Below are 20,942 nucleotides of genomic sequence, written 5' to 3'. Positions count from 1 at the left end.
GCAAGCCGCCAGCGCGGTTACATCGTGGTGTTGGTCGCACCGCCATCCAGCAGAATGTTCTGCCCGATCATGAAACCGGCATGTTGCGAGCACATGAAGGCGCAGGTCGCGCCGAACTCGGCCGCCGTGCCATAGCGATGCGCCGGAATTGTCCCAAAACGCTGGGCGCGGGCCTGTTGGACGGTGATCCCCTGCTGCGCCGCCGCGCCGCCATCCAGCGCCGCCGCGCGGTCTGTATCGTGCAGACCGGGCAACAGGTTGTTGATGGTCACGCCTTTGTCGGCCACCTGCCGCGCCGTGCCCGCAACATAGCCGGTCAAACCGGCCCGCGCCGAGTTCGACAGGCCCAGCACCGCAATCGGCGCTTTGACCGAAACCGAGGTAATGTTCACCACCCGGCCCCAGCCGCGCGCCATCATGCCGGGCAACACCGCCTTCATCAAAGCGATTGGCGCCAGCATATTGGCATCCAGCGCCGCGATGAAATCATCGCGCTCCCAATCGGTCCACATGCCCGGCGGCGGCCCGCCCGCATTGGTTACCAGAATGTCCACATCACCCGCAGCCTCTAACACCTGAGCCTGTCCATCGGCCGTGGTGACATCTGCGACAACTGTCGTGACCGCCACCCCAAACTCCTCGCGGATCGCTTGCGCCGAGGCCTCCAGAGCCTCGGCGCCACGGGCGTTCATCACCAGCGCCACGCCAGCCTCGGCCAGCGCCCGGGCACAGCCCAGACCCAGCCCCTTGGACGATGCACACACCAGCGCGCGTTTCCCCCGAATTCCAAGATCCATTTTACCCCTCCTGTTACCCTTTTCCCCTGCCTAGCATTGCGGCATACTGGCTGCAAAGCTCGGGCACGTTGACCTTAGGGGAAGCGAACCCTATGGTGCGCGCGCTTTACCAAGTACACAACCTTTCGTTACAGGAATTTCGCGCCAAGATGACCCAAGCGCCCAAGCCAAATCTGCGCGCAAGCTACGCGGCTCAGGTCTATCCAGCCACCGAACTCGAAGTGCTTTCCGGCGTCAACCATGGCGACCCGATGATGCCCATCGACGACCTGTGTCTGGGCGATGTCTATCACCTGCTGGAAATGGCTGAAACGCAGGAACTGTCGGTCAGCGCCGATGACTCTGCGGGTGGCTTCCTGTCCGCCAAAGGCGGGCACAAAGTGGCCGAAGGCTCTGAACTGGGCAATCCCGGCGACACGCTGATGTTAGAGGGCCGCCTGACCTTCATGGCACCCGATGGCGACAAGGTCGACCTGATCCTGATCGGCCACCAACCGCGCGGGCAGGACGGGCGCTACCTGTTCTTCCTGCCGCTCGACCCGATCGAGCCAAAGCTGCAATACACCCTGCTGACCGCCGACCCAAACCCAACCGAGGTCCGTCTGGCCGATATCACCCCCGTGGCCTTTACCCGCGGCACGCTGATCACTCTTGCGGATGGCTCCCAACGCGCCATCGAAAACCTCGCACCCGGCGACAAAATCCTGACCCGCGACCACGGCCCCCAACCCGTGCGCTGGGTCGGCCACCGCACCGTGCGCGCCGTCGGCGCCCATGCGCCCGTGGTCATCCCCAAAGGCGTGCTGGCCAATGAATCCGACCTGATCGTCAGCCAGCACCAACGCCTGTTCATCTATCGTCAGGGCCGCCGTGGCCTTGGCGAAACCGCTGAAATCCTTGTCAAAGCCCGCGATCTTGTCGATGACGATCAGGTCTATATCCGCGGCGGCGGGTTTGTTGAATATTTCCACGTGGTCTTTGACCGCCACGAAATCATCTATGCCGAATACATCCCGACCGAGAGCCTGCTGATCAACGACGCCTCCTTGGGTCAACTGCCCGAGGACATGGCCCGCGAGGTCGCCCAAACCCTGCCCGACACCGCGCATGATCCCCACTATGGCACCGAGGCCGACCCCGACATGGTCGCCCGCCTCTCCCCCCAAGACCTGCGCCGCCGCGACTGAGTGTTTACCTCACGCCCGCACACCCCTAGGCTGAGCGGACGGATTTGAGGAAAGCATTATGGGCAACCCCCAACACCTGGAATGGCTGCTGGAAGGCGTCGAAGCGTGGAACGCGCGGCGCGAGTCCGACGATTTTGTGCCGGATTTGTCGGGGTTTGATATTCGCCGTGCCTACAAGAAAACGCGCCCACTACTTGGGACCTCCAGCATTGACTTAAGGAGAACGAATTTACGAGCAGCAATCCTATCCGACACCAATCTCGTCGCCGCCGATCTGAGAGGGGCTAACCTTCAAAGCTCAAATATGAGGAGGGCGAACCTTCGTAGGTCACAGTTGGCATCAGCTGAGCTAAATCATGCTGACCTCAGAGGCGCTGATCTCTGGAACGCCGATTTCGGAAGAGAATACGATCAAAAGGCATCCGTCAAAAATGTAAACGTCCGCACGATCATTAGTGCAGGCCAGTACTTAAACACCAAACTGCTCGAACTCCCTAGCCTTACACAGACACAAGTCGATGCAATGAATGGAGACACCGGCACTATCCTGCGTTTCGGCCTGACCCACCCACCCCACTGGCCGGACCCGGAGGGGATTGAGCCCGCCCCACAGCTACCCGACCCGCTGGAACCAATGCCCGATCCAGCCACCAACCCATCGGCCCGTCAACTCGCCGCCCTGAAAACTCAAGTGCAAGTTATCCTCGCCGCCCCGGCCCAAAACGCCAACACCGCCGAAACCTTCGCGGCACAGCTCGATTACGCCACCCAAACCTTTCGCCAAGCCAACAACTGCAACGACCTACCCGATGACCTGCTGCTGGTCGAACAGGTCTCGGACACGTTCAAACAACTGGCCAAAGCGATCCCTTCCGCCGATGAAGACAGTCTCGCCAAGGAACTCACTGACGCCCTCGCCAAGATAGAAAAGTTGCGCGCGACCATCGAAAAGCAGACTGCGGAAATCGAAGAGCTCAAGAAGAAGGGCGCAGACTCTTCCGTGTGGCGCAAAGGCACCTCTGCTTTCGCGATCTCGTTTGGCACCACCCTAGGCGCGGGTACCGCTGCGGCCATTCTATCGGGCGGAGAGATCATGTTGGGCGAATACGGTGCATCCGCGTTGAACGGCCTGCGCAATGCGTTTGATGGCTTGTTTCAGGCGCCACCTCCACCACCGCCGCCTACCCTGCCACCTTCTATCGGAACATAGGTTCGCGCCCGGCGCCGAGGGTGGGTGCGATTTCGCGCCCGCCCTGGGGGGCGGGGTCGGGCGCGAACCGGATTGCAGGCAATCCGGGGGAATAAATTGCTGCGCATGCGATATGCATCGGATGTGCATGGGATGTGCATCGCTTGTGTATGCCCCTTTCCATTGCCCTTTCCCCCCCTCGCCGCTATATCGCCCTCATGTTGGACAACGCCCAAAACCGCCCCGATTTGCCGCCCGAGATTGCGCGCCGCCGGACCTTTGCGATCATCTCGCACCCCGATGCCGGTAAGACGACCCTGACGGAAAAGTTCCTCCTTTACGGGGGTGCCATTCAGATGGCTGGTCAGGTGCGCGCCAAGGGCGAGGCACGGCGCACGCGCTCGGACTTCATGCAGATGGAGAAAGACCGGGGCATCTCGGTTTCCGCGTCAGCAATGTCCTTTGATTTCAATAGCTTCCGCTTCAATCTGGTCGACACACCCGGCCACAGCGACTTTAGCGAAGACACCTATCGTACGCTCACGGCGGTGGACGCGGCGGTGATGGTGATCGACGGCGCGAAAGGCGTGGAAAGCCAGACCCGCAAGCTGTTTGAGGTCTGCCGCCTGCGCGATTTGCCGATCCTGACCTTCTGTAACAAGATGGACCGCGAAAGCCGCGACACCTTTGAAATCATTGATGAAATTCAGGAAAATCTGGCCATCGACGTCACCCCGGCCAGCTGGCCGATTGGCGTTGGCCGCGATTTTCTGGGCTGTTACGACCTGATCAATGACCGCCTGGAACTGATGGACCGCGCCGACCGCAACGTCGTGGCCGAAAGCGTTTCGATTCAAGGGCTTGACGACCCCAAGCTGGACGAGCTGATCCCCGACCACCTGCTGGAACAGCTGCGCGAAGAGGTCGAAATGGCCCGTGAACTGCTGCCCAAGCTGGACCCACAAGCGGTGCTCGAAGGGCATATGACACCCATCTGGTTTGGCTCTGCGATCAATTCGTTCGGCGTGCGTGAGCTGATGGACGGCATCGCCAACTACGGCCCCCAGCCACAAATCCAAAACGCCGAGCCACGCCAGATCGCGCCCGAGGAAAAGAAGGTTTCTGGCTTTGTTTTCAAGGTGCAAGCCAACATGGACGCCAAGCACCGCGACCGTGTGGCCTTTGTGCGCATGGCCTCAGGCCACTTCAAACGCGGCATGAAACTGACCCATGTGCGGTCCAAAAAACCGATGGCCATTTCCAACCCGGTGATGTTCCTGGCCTCGGACCGCGAACTGGCCGAGGAAGCATGGGCCGGCGATATCATCGGCATCCCCAACCACGGCCAGCTGCGCATCGGCGATACGTTAACCGAAGGCGAAGCTTTGCGTGTTACTGGTATTCCGTCCTTCGCGCCCGAATTGCTGCAAACCTGCCGCGCAGGGGATCCGATGAAAGCCAAGCATCTGGAAAAAGCCCTGATGCAATTCGCCGAAGAAGGCGCGGCCAAAGTCTTTAAGCCGATGATGGGCTCGGGCTTTATTGTGGGCGTTGTGGGCGCGCTACAATTCGAAGTTCTGGCCAGCCGGATCGAGCTGGAATACGGCCTGCCCGTGCGGTTCGAACAATCGCAATTCACCTCGGCCCGCTGGGTCACCGGCGCCAAGGCGGATGTCGACAAATTCACCGACACCAACAAGCAGCACATCAGCTATGACAATGATGGGGACGTCGTCTACATGACCCGCCTGCAGTGGGATATTGACCGTGTAGAGCGCGACCATCCCGAGCTAACCCTTTCTGCTACAAAGGAAATGCAGGTCTGAACGACCCAGAGCATCACCCCTCGATAACGGCGCTTTTGGCCTCGTTAGAGCAAACCGGCGCCGGGCGTGAAAAGGTCGCTCTGCGCGCGGTGATCGAGGCCCTCGGCGCGCGGGGCTTTGGGCCACTGCTGGTGGTTTTGTCTTTGCTAGTGATCTCTCCGGTCGGGATGGTGCCCGGCGTCCCCGCAATCGTGGGCGCGACCCTTTTCCTGATCGGGTTGCACATGATGATCGGGCGCACCCGCCTGTGGCTGCCTGCACGACTGGGGCGGGTGATGATCGGTGCCAACCTGCTGCGCGGAGCCGCGAAATACCTGCGCAAAGTCATGGGGTGGCTGCATCCGGTACTGGGCCAGCGCCGATCGGGCCTGTCGGCTTCGCCCCTTGCGGTGGCTCTGATCGGAATCACCTGCGTCGCCAGCGGCGTGATCATCATCTTCGCCGGGTTCATCCCCGGCCTGCCCTTCGCCCTGTCGTGGCATCTGTTGGTTTTCGGCCTGGGCCTGACCCTGCGCGATGGGGTTCTGGTGGCCATTGGCTGGGCCATCGTCGTGCCCGAAATCGCTCTGATCCTATGGCTTTGGCCCTAGGCGCCCAAACCCGGTGAAACCTTGACCTTTAAGTACGCTTGGCCTAAGCACTGCGCCAAGACGAAGATCGGCAATACGGCTGATCAGGCCGCACAGTTTAGCGGCATTCTTACAGACGCCGCAATTGATAGGGCCTGAATGACCAAATTTGCTGACTTGGGACTGCATCCCAAAGTTCTTTCCGCCGTTGAAGACGCGGGCTATGAATCTCCCACTCCGATCCAGGCCGGTGCTATTCCGCACGCTTTGTCGGGCAAGGACGTTCTGGGGATCGCCCAGACCGGCACCGGCAAGACCGCCAGCTTCACCCTGCCGATGATCACCATGCTGGCCAAGGGCCGCGCCCGGGCCCGCATGCCGCGCAGCCTTGTTCTGGCGCCGACCCGTGAACTGGCCGCTCAGGTCGCTGAAAACTTCGACATTTACGCCAAGAACACCAAGTTGACCAAAGCGCTGCTGATCGGCGGCGTCAGCTTCAAGGAACAGGACCAGCTGATCGACAAAGGTGTCGACGTTCTGATCGCCACACCGGGCCGCCTGCTGGACCATTTCGAACGCGGAAAGCTGCTGCTGACCGGCGTGCAGATCATGGTGGTGGACGAGGCCGACCGGATGCTGGATATGGGCTTCATCCCCGATATCGAACGCATCTTCCAACTGACGCCCTTCACCCGCCAGACGCTGTTCTTCTCTGCCACCATGGCGCCCGAGATCGAACGCATCACCAACACCTTCCTGTCGAACCCCGAAAAGATCGAAGTGGCCCGCGCCGCGACAACCTCGGAAAATATCGAACAGGGTGTGGTGATCTTCAAAGCCTCGCGCAAAGACCGTCAGGCCAGCGAAAAACGCAAACTGCTGCGTGCACTGATTGATCAGGAAGGCGACGCCTGCACCAACGCGATCATCTTCTGCAACCGCAAGACCGAAGTCGACATTGTTGCGAAATCGCTGAACAAATACGGCTATAACGCCGCTCCGATCCATGGCGATCTGGACCAAAGCCACCGCATGAAAACCCTCGAAGGGTTCCGCAATGGCTCGATCCGCTTCCTGTGCGCCTCGGATGTGGCCGCCCGCGGGCTGGACATCCCGAATGTGTCCCACGTCTTCAACTACGATGTGCCCAGCCACGCCGAAGACTATGTGCACCGCATCGGCCGCACAGGCCGCGCCGGGCGCAAAGGCAAGGCGATGATGCTGTGCGTGCCCTACGACGAGAAAAACTTCGCCGATATCGAAGCGCTGGTGAAAATGGAAATCCCGCGCATCGAGAATCCGCTCAAAACCGCCGCACCCGAGCCGAAAGCCGAACACAAGACCAAGGCCGAAAAACCGGCGGAAAAACCCGCCGAGAAAGCCAAGGCGGACACCAAGCCCAAGGAAAGCAAACCGACCGCATCGCGCAGCCGCTCACGCGGACGTGGCGGACGCGGCGGTGGTGGCGAACCGGTTGTCGGCATGGGCGATCACGTCCCGGCTTTCATCCTGCGGTCGTTCAAAACCCCGGCTTAAATACGCTGACCTGAAACTTAAGCGCCCACTCGACGCGCCCCCAAAGGGGGCGCGGAGATATCTCTAGCGCGCCTTGGCGCGCGCAATTTATCAAGCCATCAAACGGCTGATCACCACCATGACCTCTGGCTTACGACCCAGCTCTTCCTGCGCCACCTGACGGGTGCGCCGGCGCAGGGCCTCTTCCAGCTTGTCATCGTCCATCAGCACCTTGTCATCGGTACGGTTCATCAGCTGCGCCAGATCGTTCTCCAGCAGCTCGGACAAAGGAACCTTTGACAACCCAACCTCAGGCAGGCCCTTGATTTCGGCCCAGGGTTCGCCCAGCGGCTCATCGTTTTCATCCATGATCAGGTTGATCACCAACAGCCCGTTCAACGCCATCCGAATCCGGTCGCGCACAATGCCGTCAAAGGCGCCAATCTGCACTTTGCCATCCAGATAGGTCCGCCCGGCCTCGATATGCTCGACAATCTGCGGCGCATCCCCGGTCAGGTCCACCATGGTGCCATTGGGCGCAATCACCGAGGCAAAGCCATTGCCCTGCGCCAGATCACGGTGCTTGCGCAGATGACGGTGTTCGCCGTGCATCGGCACAACGATCTTGGGCTTCATGATCTTATGCACGCGCTCAAGGTCAGGACGGTTGGCGTGGCCGGACACATGGTACAGATCCGCGCCATCATCGACCACATGCACACCCATCTCAGAGAAGGCATTCACGATGTGGCCCACGCCCTTTTCATTACCCGGAATGGTCTTGGACGAAAACAGGAAGGTGTCCCCCTCTTTCATCGTCAGACCCATGTATTTGCCCCGTGCCAACTGCGCCGAGGCCGCGCGGCGTTCGCCCTGACTGCCGGTGACCAGCAGCATCAGGTTCTCGCGCGGTACGTTGGTGGCATCTTCGGCCGGGATCGTGGTGGGAAAATCGGTCAAAACGCCGCTTTCAACGGCCGCCTCAACCATCCGGCGCATCGCGCGGCCCAACAGCACAATCGAGCGCCCCGCCGCCTGCCCCGCCATCGCCAGCGTGCGCACACGCGCCACATTCGAGGCAAAGGTGGTTGCGACCATCATGCCCGAAGACTGTTTGATCAACTGTTCAATCGCCGGGCCAACGGTGGCCTCAGAGCGGCCCGCCGCTGGCGAGAACACGTTGGTGGAATCACAGACCAGCGCCTGAATGCCATCGCCTGCGACCTCAGCCCACAGATCGGGCTGGAACGGCTCACCCACAACCGGGCTTTCATCCAGTTTGAAATCGCCCGTGTGCACCACCCGCCCTGCCGGGCTGTCGATGACCAAGGCCGAGCTTTCGGGGATCGAATGCGACACTGGCAGGAAGCTAACCGTGAACGGACCCGCTTTAATGGTTTCAGGCCAAGGCTGCACCACGCGGACCTGCAGGGGGTCCAGCCCGCGATCCTCCATCTTGTGCATCGCCAGATTGCCGGTGAAGGTCCGGGTATAGATCGGCACTTTCAGCTTGGGCCAGCCCAGCGGCAGCGCCCCGATGTGGTCCTCGTGCCCGTGGGTGATAAAGATTGCCTCAAGCCGGTCGGCGCGCTGCACCAGCCAGTCGATATCGGCATAGATCAGGTCCACGCCCGGCGTGCTGTCCATATCGGGGAAGGTCACGCCCAGATCGACAAGGATATAGCGCTCTTTGCCCTTGGGACCGTAGCCATACACATAGGCGTTCATGCCGATCTCTCCTGCGCCGCCAAGCGGCAGGTAGATCAGGCGGTTTTTACTGCTCATATCGCGCCAACTTCCTTGTTATAGGCGTGGATCACGGTCAGACCGTGCATCGTCAGATCGTCTTCGAAACTGTCAAACAGGTCTTCGCCCTGCGCGAACAAAGGTGCAAGCCCCCCGGTGGCGATAATCTTCATCTTGGCCGCATATTCTGTCTGAATTCGATGGCACACGCCCTGCACCAGCCCGATATAGCCCCAAAACACACCAGATTGGATACAGTCCACCGTGTTGGTGCCAATCACCTGCGGCGGCATGGTGACGTCCACATGGGGCAGTGCCGCAGCCGCCATGTGCAGCGCTTCCAGCGACAGGTTCACGCCCGGTGAAATCACGCCGCCCTCATAGGCGCCATCTGCAGCCACAACATCAAAGGTGGTCGCGGTGCCAAAATCCACCACGATCAGGTTGCCACCATGGCGATCAAAAGCGCCGGCCGTATTCACCAGCCTGTCCGGCCCGACCTGTGTCCCCACATCGACGCGCGGTGCGTGCGGCAAGGCGCATTCCGGTTTGCCCACCACCAGCGGGCGGCAATTGAAATAGCGGTCGGTAAAAACGCGCAGGTTAAACACCACGCGCGGCACCGTTGATGAGATGATCACATCAGTGATATCCGCGTCGATCTGGTGATGCCGGATCAGCGTCGAATACCAGGTAAAATACTGATCGGCCGTGCGCTTGTGATGGGTGGAGGTCCTGAGCGTGCACAGAAACTTCTGTCCATCCCAGATAGAGAACACCGTGTTCGTGTTGCCGCAGTCAATGCACAGAAGCATGCCCACCCCTTTCAGAAAAATACGTCCGCCGCCGCGATTGCCACACGGCCTTTGGGCGTGCGTAAAACAAGATTGCCGCCTTCGTCCACAGTGTCAAACGTCCCGGTGATTTCATCGCGCGCCGTGCGGGCGGTGATGGGTTGCCCCAGACGGGCGGCCTGTTGCAACCACGCGGTGCGGATCGGTTCAAACCCATAGGTGTTGAAACGGTCTTCCCAGCGGGCATAAGCGGTGGCCAGTTCAAACAGCACGCCTTCGGCGGGCAACTTTGCGCCGGTATGATCGGCCAGCGCGACCGGCGCCACGGCGCGCTCTTCCAGTTGGTTTGGGCTTGGCGCGCTGGACAGGTTGATCCCGATACCGATGCTCAGAACCTCAGCGCCCTGCCCCATGGCCTCCAGCAAAATGCCCGCGACCTTACCGCCCGACAGCAGCACATCATTGGGCCATTTCAGCGACAGTTTCGCCGGGTCCACCACGGTGGCCATGCAGTCATACAAAGCCAATGCCGCCACGAAAGAGCGCAACGCGATCTGTTGCGGATCCCCCTTGGGGCGCAGGATCAATGTCGCGGCAAAGTTGCCCTTGGGGTTTTCCCAAGCCCGCCCGCGCCTCCCCCGGCCCGCCGTTTGATGATGCGCTAAAATCCACGTTGGACGCAAAACGTCCGAGGCGCGGCGTGCGGCCTCGGACATTGTACTGTCGACCTGATCCAGAATTACCCGGTCATAGGTGTCGGGCCATCCGGCCCAATCAATGTCAGCGGACAAGAGTTTGTGCCGCTGCCAGGGCCGGTCCTTCGATCCCAAACAGGTTCACAACCCCCAACAGCATCGCCAGAGCCGACACCATCAGGAAGCCCCACAAAACCGGGTTAACCCGCGAATCCACACCAGCTTTGGCCTCGTCGCCGAAGTACATGTAGTAGACGATCCGCAGGTAATAGAAGGCCCCGATAACCGAGGCAATCACACCGGCAACCGCCAGCCATGCCATGCCGGCGTCCACAGCGGCCATCAGCACGTAAAACTTGCCAAAGAAGCCCACCAGTGGCGGCACACCTGCCAGGCTGAACAGCAGCACCAGCATGGCCAGTGCCTTCAGCGGCTCGCGGGTGGAATACATGTGCAGCGCGTCGATCTGAACCACCGGCTTGCCGTCTTTCTCCATGCTCAGGATAAAAGCAAAAGTGCCGACGTTCATCGCAACATAGATGGTCATGTAGATCAGCATCGCCTGAACGCCGGCCTCGGTGCCAGCCGCCAGCCCCATCAGGGCAAAGCCCATATGCGCGATCGAGCTGAACGCCATCAGACGCTTGATGTTGGTCTGGCCAATCGCCGCAACCGCACCAAGGAACATCGACGCAACCGACAGCAGCGCGATGATCTGGGTCCAGTCATGGGTGGCTTCGCCAAAGGCATCAAACATCACGCGGGCAAACAGGCCCATCGCCGCCATTTTCGGCGCGGTGGCGAAAAAGGCGGTGACCGGCGTGGGCGAGCCTTCGTAGACGTCCGGCGTCCACATGTGGAAGGGCACGGCCGACACTTTGAACGCCAGACCGATGATCAGGAAGACCAGACCAAACAGCAGACCCAGCGAAAGTTCACCCGCCTGCACTACCTCGATCACACCGCTAAACAGCGTTGTGCCGGTAAAGCCGTAAACCAGCGAGGCACCGTACAACAGCATGCCCGAGCTGATCGCGCCCAGCACAAAGTACTTCAGGCCAGCCTCGGTCGATTTGGCACTGTCACGGCGCAGGGCGGCAACCACATACAAAGACAGCGATTGCAGCTCCAGCCCCATGTAAAGCGCCATCAGGTCGCCTGCGGAAACCATCATCATCATGCCGACGGCCGCAAGCGTGACCAGAACCGGATACTCGAACCGGTCCAGCTGCATGCGTTTCATATAGTCTTGGCTCATCACCAGCACAGCCGCCGCCGACAGCAGGATCACGACCTTGGCGAAACGGGCGAAACTATCGTCGATGAAGGCGCCGTTGAACGCGCTGCGTGCACCATTGCCGCCCAGCCCGATCCACAGGCCAACCAGAACCAGCACTGCGGCGGTAATCCAGGTCAGCAGCCCAGTAACCTTGTCCTTGCCGGTATAAACCGCGCCCACCAGCGCCAGCATGGCATAGACCGCCAGCACGATTTCCGGAAGGACGGTGGAGATATCAGAAGAGATCATCGCTGTGCCCTCTTAGTGCTGTGCCATCTGGGTCGTACCGTCAAAGGCGACCACAGCGGTTTGTTGTTGCTCGATCAGCGCCGCCACAGACGGGCCAATGATATCGGTGACAAGGCTGGGATAGACCCCCAGCAAGAGCGTCATGAAGATCAGCGGCGCAAACAGCATGCGTTCGCGCTTGTTCATGTCGGTGATCGACTTCAGGCTTTCCTTGATCAGCTGGCCAAAGACGACGCGGCGATAGAGCCACAACGCATAAGCCGCTGACAGGATCACCCCCGAGGTCGCGATCAGCGCCACCCAGGTGTTGGCCTGGAACACGCCCATCAGGGTCAGGAATTCACCCACGAACCCGCTGGTGCCGGGCAGGCCGACGTTGGCCATGGTGAACAGCATAAAGACCAAGGCATAGGCCGGCATACGGTTCACCAAGCCGCCATAGGCGTCGATGTCGCGGGTGTGCATCCGGTCATAGATCACACCGACACACAGGAACAATGCGCCCGAGATAAAGCCGTGGCTGATCATCTGAAAGATCGCACCATCAATCCCCTGCTGGTTGGCTGCAAAAATACCCATGGTCACGTAGCCCATGTGGGCAACCGACGAATAAGCGATCAGCTTTTTCATATCCTGCTGCACCATCGCCACCAGCGAGGTGTAGACAATAGCGATGGCCGACATCCACAAAACCAGCGGCGCCAGCAGGTCGCTGGCCACCGGGAACATCGGCAGGCTGAACCGCAGGAAGCCATAGCCCCCCATCTTCAACAGGATCGCCGCCAGAATGACCGACCCCGCCGTCGGGGCCTGCACGTGCGCATCTGGCAACCAGGTGTGCACCGGCCACATCGGCATTTTCACCGCGAAACTTGCAAAGAAGGCCAGCCACAGCAAGGTCTGCAACCCACCGACGATCTGCCAGCCAAACAGGCTTAGCGTGCCCGCGCTGAACTCGTGGTTCAGCAGGGTCGGGATATCGGTGGTGCCTGCATCCATGAACATCGCAATCATGGCGACCAGCATCAGCACCGAGCCAAGGAAGGTATAAAGGAAGAACTTGAACGACGCATAGATGCGGTTCGCCCCGCCCCAGATGCCGATGATCAGGAACATCGGGATCAGACCGGCCTCAAAGAACAGATAGAACAGCACCAGATCCAGCGCGCAGAACACACCCAGCATCAGGGTTTCCAGCAACAAGAAGGCGATCATGTATTCCTTGACGCGGTGGGTGACACCCCAACACGCGCCGATGGTGATCGGCATCAGGAAGGTGGTCAGCATGACAAACAGCACACTGATGCCGTCGACCCCCATCTTGTATTTCAGACCCAAAATCCAGTCGCGCTCTTCGACGAACTGAAAGCCGGTGTTTGACGGGTCAAACTGGGCGATGACAAACAGCGACGCAAGGAACGTCACCACCGTCGTGGCCAAAGCGACCCATTTGGCATTGGTCTGCGCGGCTTCGTCTTCTCCGCGCAAAAACAGGGCCAGCACCAGCGCCGCGATCAGCGGCAAAAAGGTGATCAGGGAAAGGATGTTATCCAGCATTTATTCAGCCCCTCCGCCCATCGCCATCCAGGTAATCAGCACGACCATGCCGATCACCATCGCAAAGGCGTAATGGAACAGGTATCCAGATTGTGCCCGGCCAGCCAGGCGCGTGAAGAACGGGATGATCCCCATGGCCAAACCATTGATCCCACCGTCGATGACAGCACCGTCGCCGCGCGTCCAAAGGAAACGGCCAAGCGCCTTGGAGGGGCGTACAAACACCGCGTCATAGATTTCGTCAAAGTACCATTTGTTCAGCAGGAACTGGTACAGGACCGGTTGGTTCTCGGCCAGTTTGCGGGGCAGTTTCGGGTTCACGATATAGAACCAATAGGCCATGCCCAACCCGATCAGCATCGCAAAGAACGGCGAGACCTTGACCCATTTGGGCGCATGGTGCGCGTCATCCATCACGTGATTGTCGGGGTGCATGAAAATGGCACCCTGCGGAGCCGCCCCGGTTTGCACCGCATGATCGTCGGCCGCGCCATGCGCGTCCCCGTGATCATCCGTAGCGGCATGGGCCTCGCCCCCCGCAACGCGGATCACCTGATGCAGGTCATCGCCGATCACCGCCACAGGTGCCGTATCAAGCGCGGCGTGATCTTTGTCCTCGCCGTGCTCTTCGTGATGGCCCGGAATACCGAAGAACTTGTTCACATCGGCATGGTCACCAAAGAACGGTTTAAAGAACACCATCCCCGAGAACACCGCCCCAATCGCCAGCACACCAAGTGGCACCAGCATGACCTTCGGGCTTTCATGCGCGTGCTCATGCGTGTGCTTGTCGCCGCGCGGCTTGCCATAGAAGGTCAGGAACATCAGACGCCAGCTGTAGAAGCTGGTAAAGCAGGCCGCGATCACCAGCATCCAGAAAGCATAGCCAATGCCACCGGCAAAGGCGCTTTCGATAATCGCATCTTTGGACAGGAAGCCGGCAAAGCCGATATGGGTCAGCGGGATGCCGACCCCGGTGATGGCCAGCGTACCGATCATCATCGCCCAGAACGTATAGGGGATCTTTTTGCGCAGCCCGCCGTAATTCCGCATGTCCTGTTCATGATGCATTGCATGGATCACCGAACCGGCCCCCAGGAACAACATCGCCTTAAAGAACGCGTGCGTCAGCAGGTGGAACATCGCGACTGAGTAGACGCCAACACCTGCGGCCACGAACATATAGCCCAGCTGGCTACAGGTCGAATAGGCGATCACGCGCTTGATGTCGTTTTGCACCAATCCCACGGTTGCCGCAAAGAACGCGGTGGTGGCGCCGATATAGACGATAAACGCCTTGGCCTCGGGTGCGTATTCAAACAGAGGCGACATCCGGCAAACCAGGAATACACCCGCGGTCACCATGGTCGCAGCGTGGATCAGCGCCGACACCGGGGTCGGACCTTCCATCGCGTCGGGCAGCCACGTGTGCAGCAGCAGCTGCGCCGATTTCCCCATTGCACCGATGAACAGCAGGAAAGCCACCAGATTGGCCGCGTTCCAGTCCGTCCACAGGAAGTGCAGCTGCGTTTCCGCCAGCGCGGGCGCTGCAGCAAAGATCACATCCATGTCGATGCTGTCGGTCAGGAAGAACAGCGCAAAGATGCCCAGCGCAAAGCCAAAGTCACCCACACGGTTCACGATGAAGGCTTTCATCGCCGCCGCGCCCGCTGAAGGTTTCTTCCAGTAAAACCCAATCAGCAGATACGAAGCCACGCCCACGCCTTCCCAGCCAAAGAACATCTGCACCAGATTGTCCGAGGTCACCAGCATCAGCATGGCGAAGGTAAAGAACGACAGATAGGCAAAGAAGCGCGGCTTATAGGTCTCGCCCTCGCCCCATTGCGGGTCGTGGTCCATGTAGCCAAAGCTGTAGAGGTGCACCAGCGCCGACACGGTGGTGACAACGATCAGCATGATCGCGGTCAGCCTGTCCAGACGGATCGACCAGTCGGTGCTGAGGCTGCCGCTTTCAATCCAGCGCAACAGCTGGATCTGCTGGGTCTCGCCGTCAAAGCCGACAAACACCACCCAGCTGAAGAAAGCCGCCAGAAACAGAAGGCCCGTGGTGACATACATCGCGCCTTTTTCGCCGATGATGCGCCAGCCGAAGCCACCAATAAGTGCGCCGATCAGCGGCGCGAAAAGAATGACCGAAACCATAGCCGCTTATCCCTTCATCACGTTGACATCTTCCACGGCAATCGTGCCGCGGGTCCGGAAGAAGCAGACCAAAATGGCCAGCCCGATCGCGGCCTCGGCCGCGGCCACCGTCAGCACGAACAGGGTAAACACCTGCCCCACCAGATCGCCCAGATAGTAAGAGAAGGCGACAAAGTTCACGTTCACCGCCAGCAGCATCAATTCAATCGACATCAGGATGACGATCACATTCTTGCGGTTCAGGAAAATCCCGAACACGCCGATCACGAACAGTGCCGCGCCAACAGCCAGGTAATGTTCAAGTCCGATCATTTTGTCCCTCCGGGCCTGTTATCTGCCCGCTTCCAATTTCCTAGCGCCGCCCCCGCACGGGGCGGTGCGATCAGAGCCCCTGCCCCGGTTTCACGTCTTTCAGTTCCATCGCCTTGGCCGGATCGCGGTAGATCTGCGCCAGAATGTCCTGACGTTTGATATCTTTGCGATGGCGCAGGGTCAGGACGATGGCACCGATCATTGCCACCAGCAGGATCAGACCCGCCGCCTGGAACAGATAGATGTAGTCGTCATAGATCAGCGCGCCCAAAGCGGCGGTGTTTTGCACCTCGGTCACATCGGGTGTCACGGCCGCACGTTGCGCCATGGCGGCCTCGGTGATCGACCATGTGCCAAAGGCGATGCCCAGTTCGACCAAAATCACCACGCCGATCAGCAACGCAATGGGCATATACAGCGCCATCTCGCCTTTCAGCTCGGCAAAGTCGACATCCAGCATCATCACCACAAACAGGAACAGCACCGCGACCGCCCCCACGTAGACGATGATCAGCAACATCGCGACAAATTCGGCCTGCAGCAGCACGAACAGCCCGGCCACCGACAGGAACGACAGGATCAGCCACAGGACCGAATGCACCGGGTTTTTCGACACCACGACCATCAGCGCGGCAATCACCGCGATGGTCGAGAAGAAATAAAAGGTCAGCTCCATCGGGGTCATGAGTTGTCCTCCTCCTGTTCCCGGAACACTTCCTTGGCCAGCATCAGGGCGTGGTTCATCGCGGGGATGCCCCCCAGCATAGCCATCTGATAGATCACTTCGGCGATCTCTTGTTCCGTTGCACCTGCTTCAAGCGCGTGGCGCACGGTCAATTTAAACTGCGGCTCGGCCTGCGCACCCAGCACCGTCAGCCCGGCCAGTACGACCAGCAGGCGGGTTTTGGAATCCAGACCATCCTTGTTGAAGGCGTTGCCCCACATCATGTCCATGAAGTTCTTGGGCATGGTCGGCATGAGCTTGTCGAAGCCGGTCACCTGAAAGCTTTCCAACGCGGGGTTGAAAGCCTTGGCCATCTTGTGGCTCTGCTCCATCATCTGCTCAAAGAGTTTGCTGAAATCACTCATCTGTAGGGCGCATCCAGTTCAAGGTTGCGGGCAATCTCGGCCTCCCAGCGCGCGCCGTTGTCCAGCAGCTTTTCCTTGTCATAGAACAGCTCTTCGCGGGTCTCGGTCGAGAACTCAAAGTTCGGGCCTTCAACAATTGCATCCACCGGGCAGGCTTCTTGGCAGAAACCGCAATAGATGCATTTGGTCATGTCGATGTCATAGCGTGTGGTGCGGCGGCTGCCGTCCTCACGCGGTTCGGCGTCGATGGTGATCGCCTGGGCGGGGCAGACGGCCTCGCACAGCTTACAGGCGATGCAGCGTTCCTCGCCGTTGGGATACCGGCGCAAAGCATGTTCACCGCGAAAGCGGGGCGACAGCGGCCCCTTTTCATGCGGGTAGTTCAGCGTCGCCGCCGGTTGCACGAAGTATTTCATGCCCAGCGCAAAGCCTTTGATGAAATCCGCCAGCAGGAAGTATTTTACCGCCCGGTTCAGATCAATCGCACCCATGGCTTATCCCCCAATCATCCAGCGGGCATAGGCACCGCCGAAGAGTTCGAATTTTGCGAAGAAGGCCACCAATACGACCCAACCCAGCGACATCGGCAGGAACACTTTCCAGCCCAGGCGCATCAGCTGATCATAGCGATAGCGCGGTACGATGGCCTTCACCATCGCGAAGAAGAAGAAGAAGATCCACATCTTCGCCACCATCCACAGCACGCCATCAGGCAGGCCCGGGATGGGCGACAGCCAACCGCCAAAGAACAGCAGGGTCATCAGCGCACACATCAGGAAGATGGCGATATATTCCCCGGCCATGAACAGCAGGTAGGCGGTGGACGAGTATTCCACCATGAAACCGGCAACCAGTTCCGATTCAGCCTCGGGCAGGTCAAACGGCGGGCGGTTGGTTTCGGCCAGCGCCGAAACAAAGAACAGCACCACCATCGGCAGATGCGGCAACCAGTACCACGAGAACAGGCCATAAGAGCCATCCTGCGCCGCGACGATTGCACCAAAGCTCAGCGAACCGGTGGACAGGATCACCCCGATGATGATCAGGCCGATCGACACCTCATAGGAGATCATCTGCGCGGCGGACCGCAGCGAGCCAAGGAATGGGTATTTCGAGTTCGACGCCCAGCCGCCCATGATCACCCCGTAAACCTCAAGCGAGGACACGGCAAAGACGAACAGGATCGCGACGTTGATATCAGCCAGCACCCAACCCGGATTGAACGGGATCACCGCCCAGGCCAGCACCGCCAGCACGAAGGACAGGATCGGCGCCAGAAAGAACACCGGCTTGTCGGCGCCTGCGGGCACGACGACCTCTTTGACCACGTATTTCAACGCGTCGGCCACCGATTGCAGCAGGCCAAAGGCGCCCACGATGTTGGGGCCTTTGCGCATTTGCACGGCGGCCCAGATTTTCCGGTCCGCATAGACCAAAAACAGCAAAGACAGCATCACAAAGGCGATGATCAAAAGGCCCTGCGCCCCGATCAGCACTACCGTCCCCAAGCCGGTATTCAAAAAGTCAGCCATTCCAGCCCCGTCCCTTCAAACCGTCGGTATTCCTTGGTGCCGGCAGTTGGCAACAACCACCTCGGCATCCAGTTTCTGTACCCCGTCGGGCAAAGCGGGCGAGATCGTATAGACCGCATCCGCCACCCAAACGTCATTATTGTTTTCAACTTGTGTCCGCACATGACGTGCAAACCCATATCCACGGATCAGCGTATATTGCGCAGCGGCACATTCGGCATAATCCTCGACATCCTGCGGGCCGCGCGCGCCTTGCATCTGCACAACAAAGCTGACCAGCTTGTCATCCAGACGGCGCGTCTGCACCCCGTCATAAGCAGGCACAAACGTGCCTTGCCCGACATCCACACCCGCATCATTCACACAGGCCGACAGCCCGGTGCCCAGCACCAGCCCTGTTGCCACGTGATATGCGATGCGTTTGTTCATTACTCGGCTGCCACCGGGGTCTCAGCGCGGGCCTTGGCCTGTGCGCTCAGCTCGGCCATCACCTGCGAGGCGCGGGCGATAGGGTTGGTCAGATAGAAATCCGTTACAACCGGGCGGAACTTGCCCTTTTGCAGCTCGGCCGCAGGTTCTGGCGTCCAGCCATTGTCGGGCACCTCGTCGATCTGTGCCAGATGCGGCACCTCGGCCACCAGCGCACTGCGCAACTGTGCGATGCTGTCAAACGGCAGAACCTCGCCCACATGCGCCGACAAAGCCCGCAGAATGGCCCAGTTTTCCTTGGCTTCGCCCGGCGGGAAAGCGGCGCGCAGCGCCAGCTGCGGGCGTCCTTCGGTGTTTACGAACAGGCCCTGCTCTTCGACATAGGACGCCGCCGGCAGGATCACGTCAGCACGGTGTGCGCCGCGGTCGCCATGGCTGCCCTGGTAAATCACAAACGGGCCGTCCTGAATGTCGACCTCATCTGCGCCAAGGTTAAACACCACCTCGGCCCCCTCCATAGCGGCGTCAATGCCACCCATGGTCGTTGCGCCCACATCCATCGCGCCCACGCGGGCGGCGGCAGTGTGCAGCATCATGAACTTGGCGCCCAGAGCTTGTGCCAGCGCCATGCTCTGACCCGTCACCTGCTTGCCATCACCTTCGCTGATCGCGCCCTGCCCCAGAATGACAAGCGCGCCTTCGGTCGGTTTGGCCTCGGCCAGCAGACGGTTGATCACGATCCGGCCCGGACCATGGTTGGTCACGTCATAGCTCAGCCCTTCGGCGGTGCCGATCAGATGCACATTTGCCCCGGCCAGCCAGGCCTTGCGGATGCGCGCATCCAGTACAGCCGATTCAACACGCGGATCGGTGCCGATCAGGTAAATCTCTTTGGCGGTGTCGATGTCTTCGACATGGGCATTACCCACATAAGCCGACCGGTTGCCTTCGGGCAGTTTCGCACCATCGGTGCGGCATTCCACCGTGCCCCCCAAGCCGGTCACCAATTGCTTCAACGCATAAACCGCCTCAACCGGGGCCAGATCACCGATCAGACCGGCAATTTTCTTGCCCTTCATCGCCGCCGCCGCCGCGCCAAGCGCTTCGTCCCAGCTGGCGGGTTTGAGCTTGCCATCAACGCGCACGTAAGGGCGATCCAGTCGCTGACGGCGCAGACCATCCCAGACAAAGCGGGTCTTGTCGGAAATCCATTCCTCGTTCACGCCATCATGGTTGCGCGGCAGAATGCGCATCACTTCGCGACCCTTGGTATCCACACGGATATTGGCGCCAAGCGCATCCATCACGTCGATGGTTTCGGTCTTGGTCAGCTCCCACGGGCGGGCGGTGAATGCATAGGGCTTGCTGGTCAGCGCGCCCACCGGGCACAGGTCAATGATGTTGCCCTGCAGGTTGCTGTCCAACGTCTGGTTCAGATAGCTGGTGATTTCCGCATCTTCGCCGCGCCCGGTCTGGCCCATCTGGTGGATGCCGGCAACTTCGGTGGTGAAGCGCACACAACGGGTGCAGCTGATGCAGCGGGTCATGGTGGTGGCTACAAGCGGCCCCAGATCCAGATCTTCGGTGGCGCGTTTGGCCTCGCGGAAACGGCTGAAATCAACGCCATAGGCCATGGCCTGATCCTGAAGATCGCACTCGCCACCCTGATCGCAGATCGGGCAATCCAGCGGGTGGTTGATCAGCAGAAACTCCATCACGCCTTCGCGGGCTTTCTTGACCATGGGCGAGTTGGTTTTCACCACCGGTGGCTGGCCTTCGGGGCCGGGGCGCAGATCGCGCACCTGCATGGCACAGCTGGCGGCGGGCTTGGGCGGGCCGCCCACGACCTCAACCAGACACATCCGGCAGTTGCCCGCAATCGACAGACGTTCGTGGTAACAGAACCGAGGGACTTCCACCCCGGCTTGCTCGCACGCCTGCAGGATGGTCATCGCCGGATCTACCTCGATCTCGGTGCCGTCAATTACGATCTTTTTCAGGTCCGCCATGTGGT

General features: G+C 60.1%; 19 protein-coding genes. 5 read left to right on the top strand and 14 right to left on the bottom strand.

The genetic code is table 11. The features are described 5' to 3' along the window. Nucleotides 1-17 precede the first annotated feature (17 nt). Nucleotides 18-797 (bottom strand): SDR family oxidoreductase, encoded by a 780-nt coding sequence (locus tag ATO10_RS00490; RefSeq protein WP_035246704.1) that lies wholly within the window; start codon nt 795-797, stop codon nt 18-20. 149 nt (nt 798-946) lie between these two features. On the opposite strand from ATO10_RS00490, the gene ATO10_RS00485 reads away from it, so the two are divergent. The 5 genes from ATO10_RS00485 (at nt 947) to ATO10_RS00465 (ending at nt 7,104) form a co-directional block, all read left to right on the top strand. Then, on the top strand, nt 947-1,984 hold the full coding sequence (locus ATO10_RS00485) for a Hint domain-containing protein (protein WP_081806410.1): 1,038 nt from the start codon (nt 947-949) through the stop codon (nt 1,982-1,984). Nucleotides 1,985-2,042: 58 nt separating this feature from the next. After that, complete coding sequence (locus tag ATO10_RS15805) at nt 2,043-3,194, top strand: pentapeptide repeat-containing protein (protein WP_051597861.1); 1,152 nt, start codon at nt 2,043-2,045, stop codon at nt 3,192-3,194. A gap of 197 nt (nt 3,195-3,391) precedes the next feature. Next, nucleotides 3,392-4,999, top strand: a complete 1,608-nt coding sequence (locus ATO10_RS00475) for a peptide chain release factor 3 (protein WP_035248177.1) — start codon at nt 3,392-3,394, stop codon at nt 4,997-4,999. Nucleotides 5,000-5,034: 35 nt separating this feature from the next. Further along, nucleotides 5,035-5,589, top strand: a complete 555-nt coding sequence (locus tag ATO10_RS00470) for an exopolysaccharide biosynthesis protein (protein WP_035246703.1) — start codon at nt 5,035-5,037, stop codon at nt 5,587-5,589. A 138-nt stretch (nt 5,590-5,727) separates the two neighbouring features. Further along, nucleotides 5,728-7,104 (top strand): DEAD/DEAH box helicase, encoded by a 1,377-nt coding sequence (locus ATO10_RS00465; RefSeq protein ID WP_035246700.1) that lies wholly within the window; start codon nt 5,728-5,730, stop codon nt 7,102-7,104. A gap of 90 nt (nt 7,105-7,194) precedes the next feature. Here ATO10_RS00465 and ATO10_RS00460 read toward each other — a convergent pair whose 3' ends face one another. The 13 genes from ATO10_RS00460 to nuoG all read right to left on the bottom strand — a co-directional run bounded on the left by ATO10_RS00460 (nt 7,195) and on the right by nuoG (nt 20,937). Then, the gene (locus tag ATO10_RS00460; RefSeq protein WP_035246697.1) at nt 7,195-8,868 is read right to left on the bottom strand and encodes a ribonuclease J; all 1,674 of its coding nucleotides are present in this window, start codon (nt 8,866-8,868) and stop codon (nt 7,195-7,197) included. Then, the gene (locus ATO10_RS00455) at nt 8,865-9,644 is read right to left on the bottom strand and encodes a type III pantothenate kinase (protein ID WP_035246695.1); all 780 of its coding nucleotides are present in this window, start codon (nt 9,642-9,644) and stop codon (nt 8,865-8,867) included. Before ATO10_RS00455 ends, ATO10_RS00460 begins: the two co-directional genes overlap by 4 nt. Nucleotides 9,645-9,655: 11 nt before the next feature. After that, nucleotides 9,656-10,414 (bottom strand): biotin--[acetyl-CoA-carboxylase] ligase, encoded by a 759-nt coding sequence (locus ATO10_RS00450; protein ID WP_272945263.1) that lies wholly within the window; start codon nt 10,412-10,414, stop codon nt 9,656-9,658. After that, entirely contained in the window at nt 10,404-11,846 is a 1,443-nt protein-coding gene (gene nuoN, locus ATO10_RS00445; protein ID WP_035246692.1) for an NADH-quinone oxidoreductase subunit NuoN, read from the bottom strand. The genes ATO10_RS00450 and nuoN overlap by 11 nt, the downstream gene beginning before the upstream one ends. A 12-nt stretch (nt 11,847-11,858) precedes the next feature. Continuing rightward, on the bottom strand, nt 11,859-13,400 hold the full coding sequence (locus ATO10_RS00440; RefSeq protein WP_035248173.1) for an NADH-quinone oxidoreductase subunit M: 1,542 nt from the start codon (nt 13,398-13,400) through the stop codon (nt 11,859-11,861). Nucleotides 13,401-13,403: 3 nt separating this feature from the next. Next, nucleotides 13,404-15,566, bottom strand: a complete 2,163-nt coding sequence (nuoL, locus tag ATO10_RS00435) for an NADH-quinone oxidoreductase subunit L (RefSeq protein WP_035246689.1) — start codon at nt 15,564-15,566, stop codon at nt 13,404-13,406. A gap of 6 nt (nt 15,567-15,572) precedes the next feature. After that, the gene (gene nuoK, locus ATO10_RS00430; protein WP_035246686.1) at nt 15,573-15,878 is read right to left on the bottom strand and encodes an NADH-quinone oxidoreductase subunit NuoK; all 306 of its coding nucleotides are present in this window, start codon (nt 15,876-15,878) and stop codon (nt 15,573-15,575) included. Nucleotides 15,879-15,948: 70 nt separating this feature from the next. Next, nucleotides 15,949-16,563 carry an NADH-quinone oxidoreductase subunit J gene (locus ATO10_RS00425; RefSeq protein WP_035246684.1) on the bottom strand — a complete coding sequence of 205 codons (615 nt, stop codon included), beginning with the start codon at nt 16,561-16,563 and terminating at the stop codon, nt 15,949-15,951. Beyond that, nucleotides 16,560-16,967 (bottom strand): carboxymuconolactone decarboxylase family protein, encoded by a 408-nt coding sequence (locus ATO10_RS00420; protein WP_035246681.1) that lies wholly within the window; start codon nt 16,965-16,967, stop codon nt 16,560-16,562. Before ATO10_RS00420 ends, ATO10_RS00425 begins: the two co-directional genes overlap by 4 nt. Continuing rightward, nucleotides 16,964-17,458: an NADH-quinone oxidoreductase subunit NuoI gene (gene nuoI / locus ATO10_RS00415; RefSeq protein ID WP_035246678.1), complete on the bottom strand. Its 495-nt coding sequence runs from the start codon at nt 17,456-17,458 to the stop codon at nt 16,964-16,966. Before nuoI ends, ATO10_RS00420 begins: the two co-directional genes overlap by 4 nt. A gap of 3 nt (nt 17,459-17,461) precedes the next feature. Beyond that, the gene (gene nuoH, locus ATO10_RS00410; protein ID WP_035246675.1) at nt 17,462-18,499 is read right to left on the bottom strand and encodes an NADH-quinone oxidoreductase subunit NuoH; all 1,038 of its coding nucleotides are present in this window, start codon (nt 18,497-18,499) and stop codon (nt 17,462-17,464) included. Between the two features lie 15 nt (nt 18,500-18,514). After that, nucleotides 18,515-18,928 carry a hypothetical protein gene (locus tag ATO10_RS00405; RefSeq protein WP_035246672.1) on the bottom strand — a complete coding sequence of 138 codons (414 nt, stop codon included), beginning with the start codon at nt 18,926-18,928 and terminating at the stop codon, nt 18,515-18,517. Continuing rightward, nucleotides 18,928-20,937, bottom strand: coding sequence for an NADH-quinone oxidoreductase subunit NuoG (gene nuoG, locus ATO10_RS00400; RefSeq protein ID WP_035246669.1), 2,010 nt, complete (start codon nt 20,935-20,937; stop codon nt 18,928-18,930). The genes ATO10_RS00405 and nuoG overlap by 1 nt, the downstream gene beginning before the upstream one ends. Between the last annotated feature and the right edge of the window lie 5 nt (nt 20,938-20,942).

It is taken from the genome of Actibacterium atlanticum, assembly GCF_000671395.1.
In the GTDB taxonomy this organism is placed as follows: Bacteria; Pseudomonadota; Alphaproteobacteria; order Rhodobacterales; family Rhodobacteraceae; genus Actibacterium_D; species Actibacterium_D atlanticum.
The sequence above is the reverse complement of the archived record's forward strand: the minus strand, read 5'-3'. Positions and strand labels throughout refer to the sequence as shown.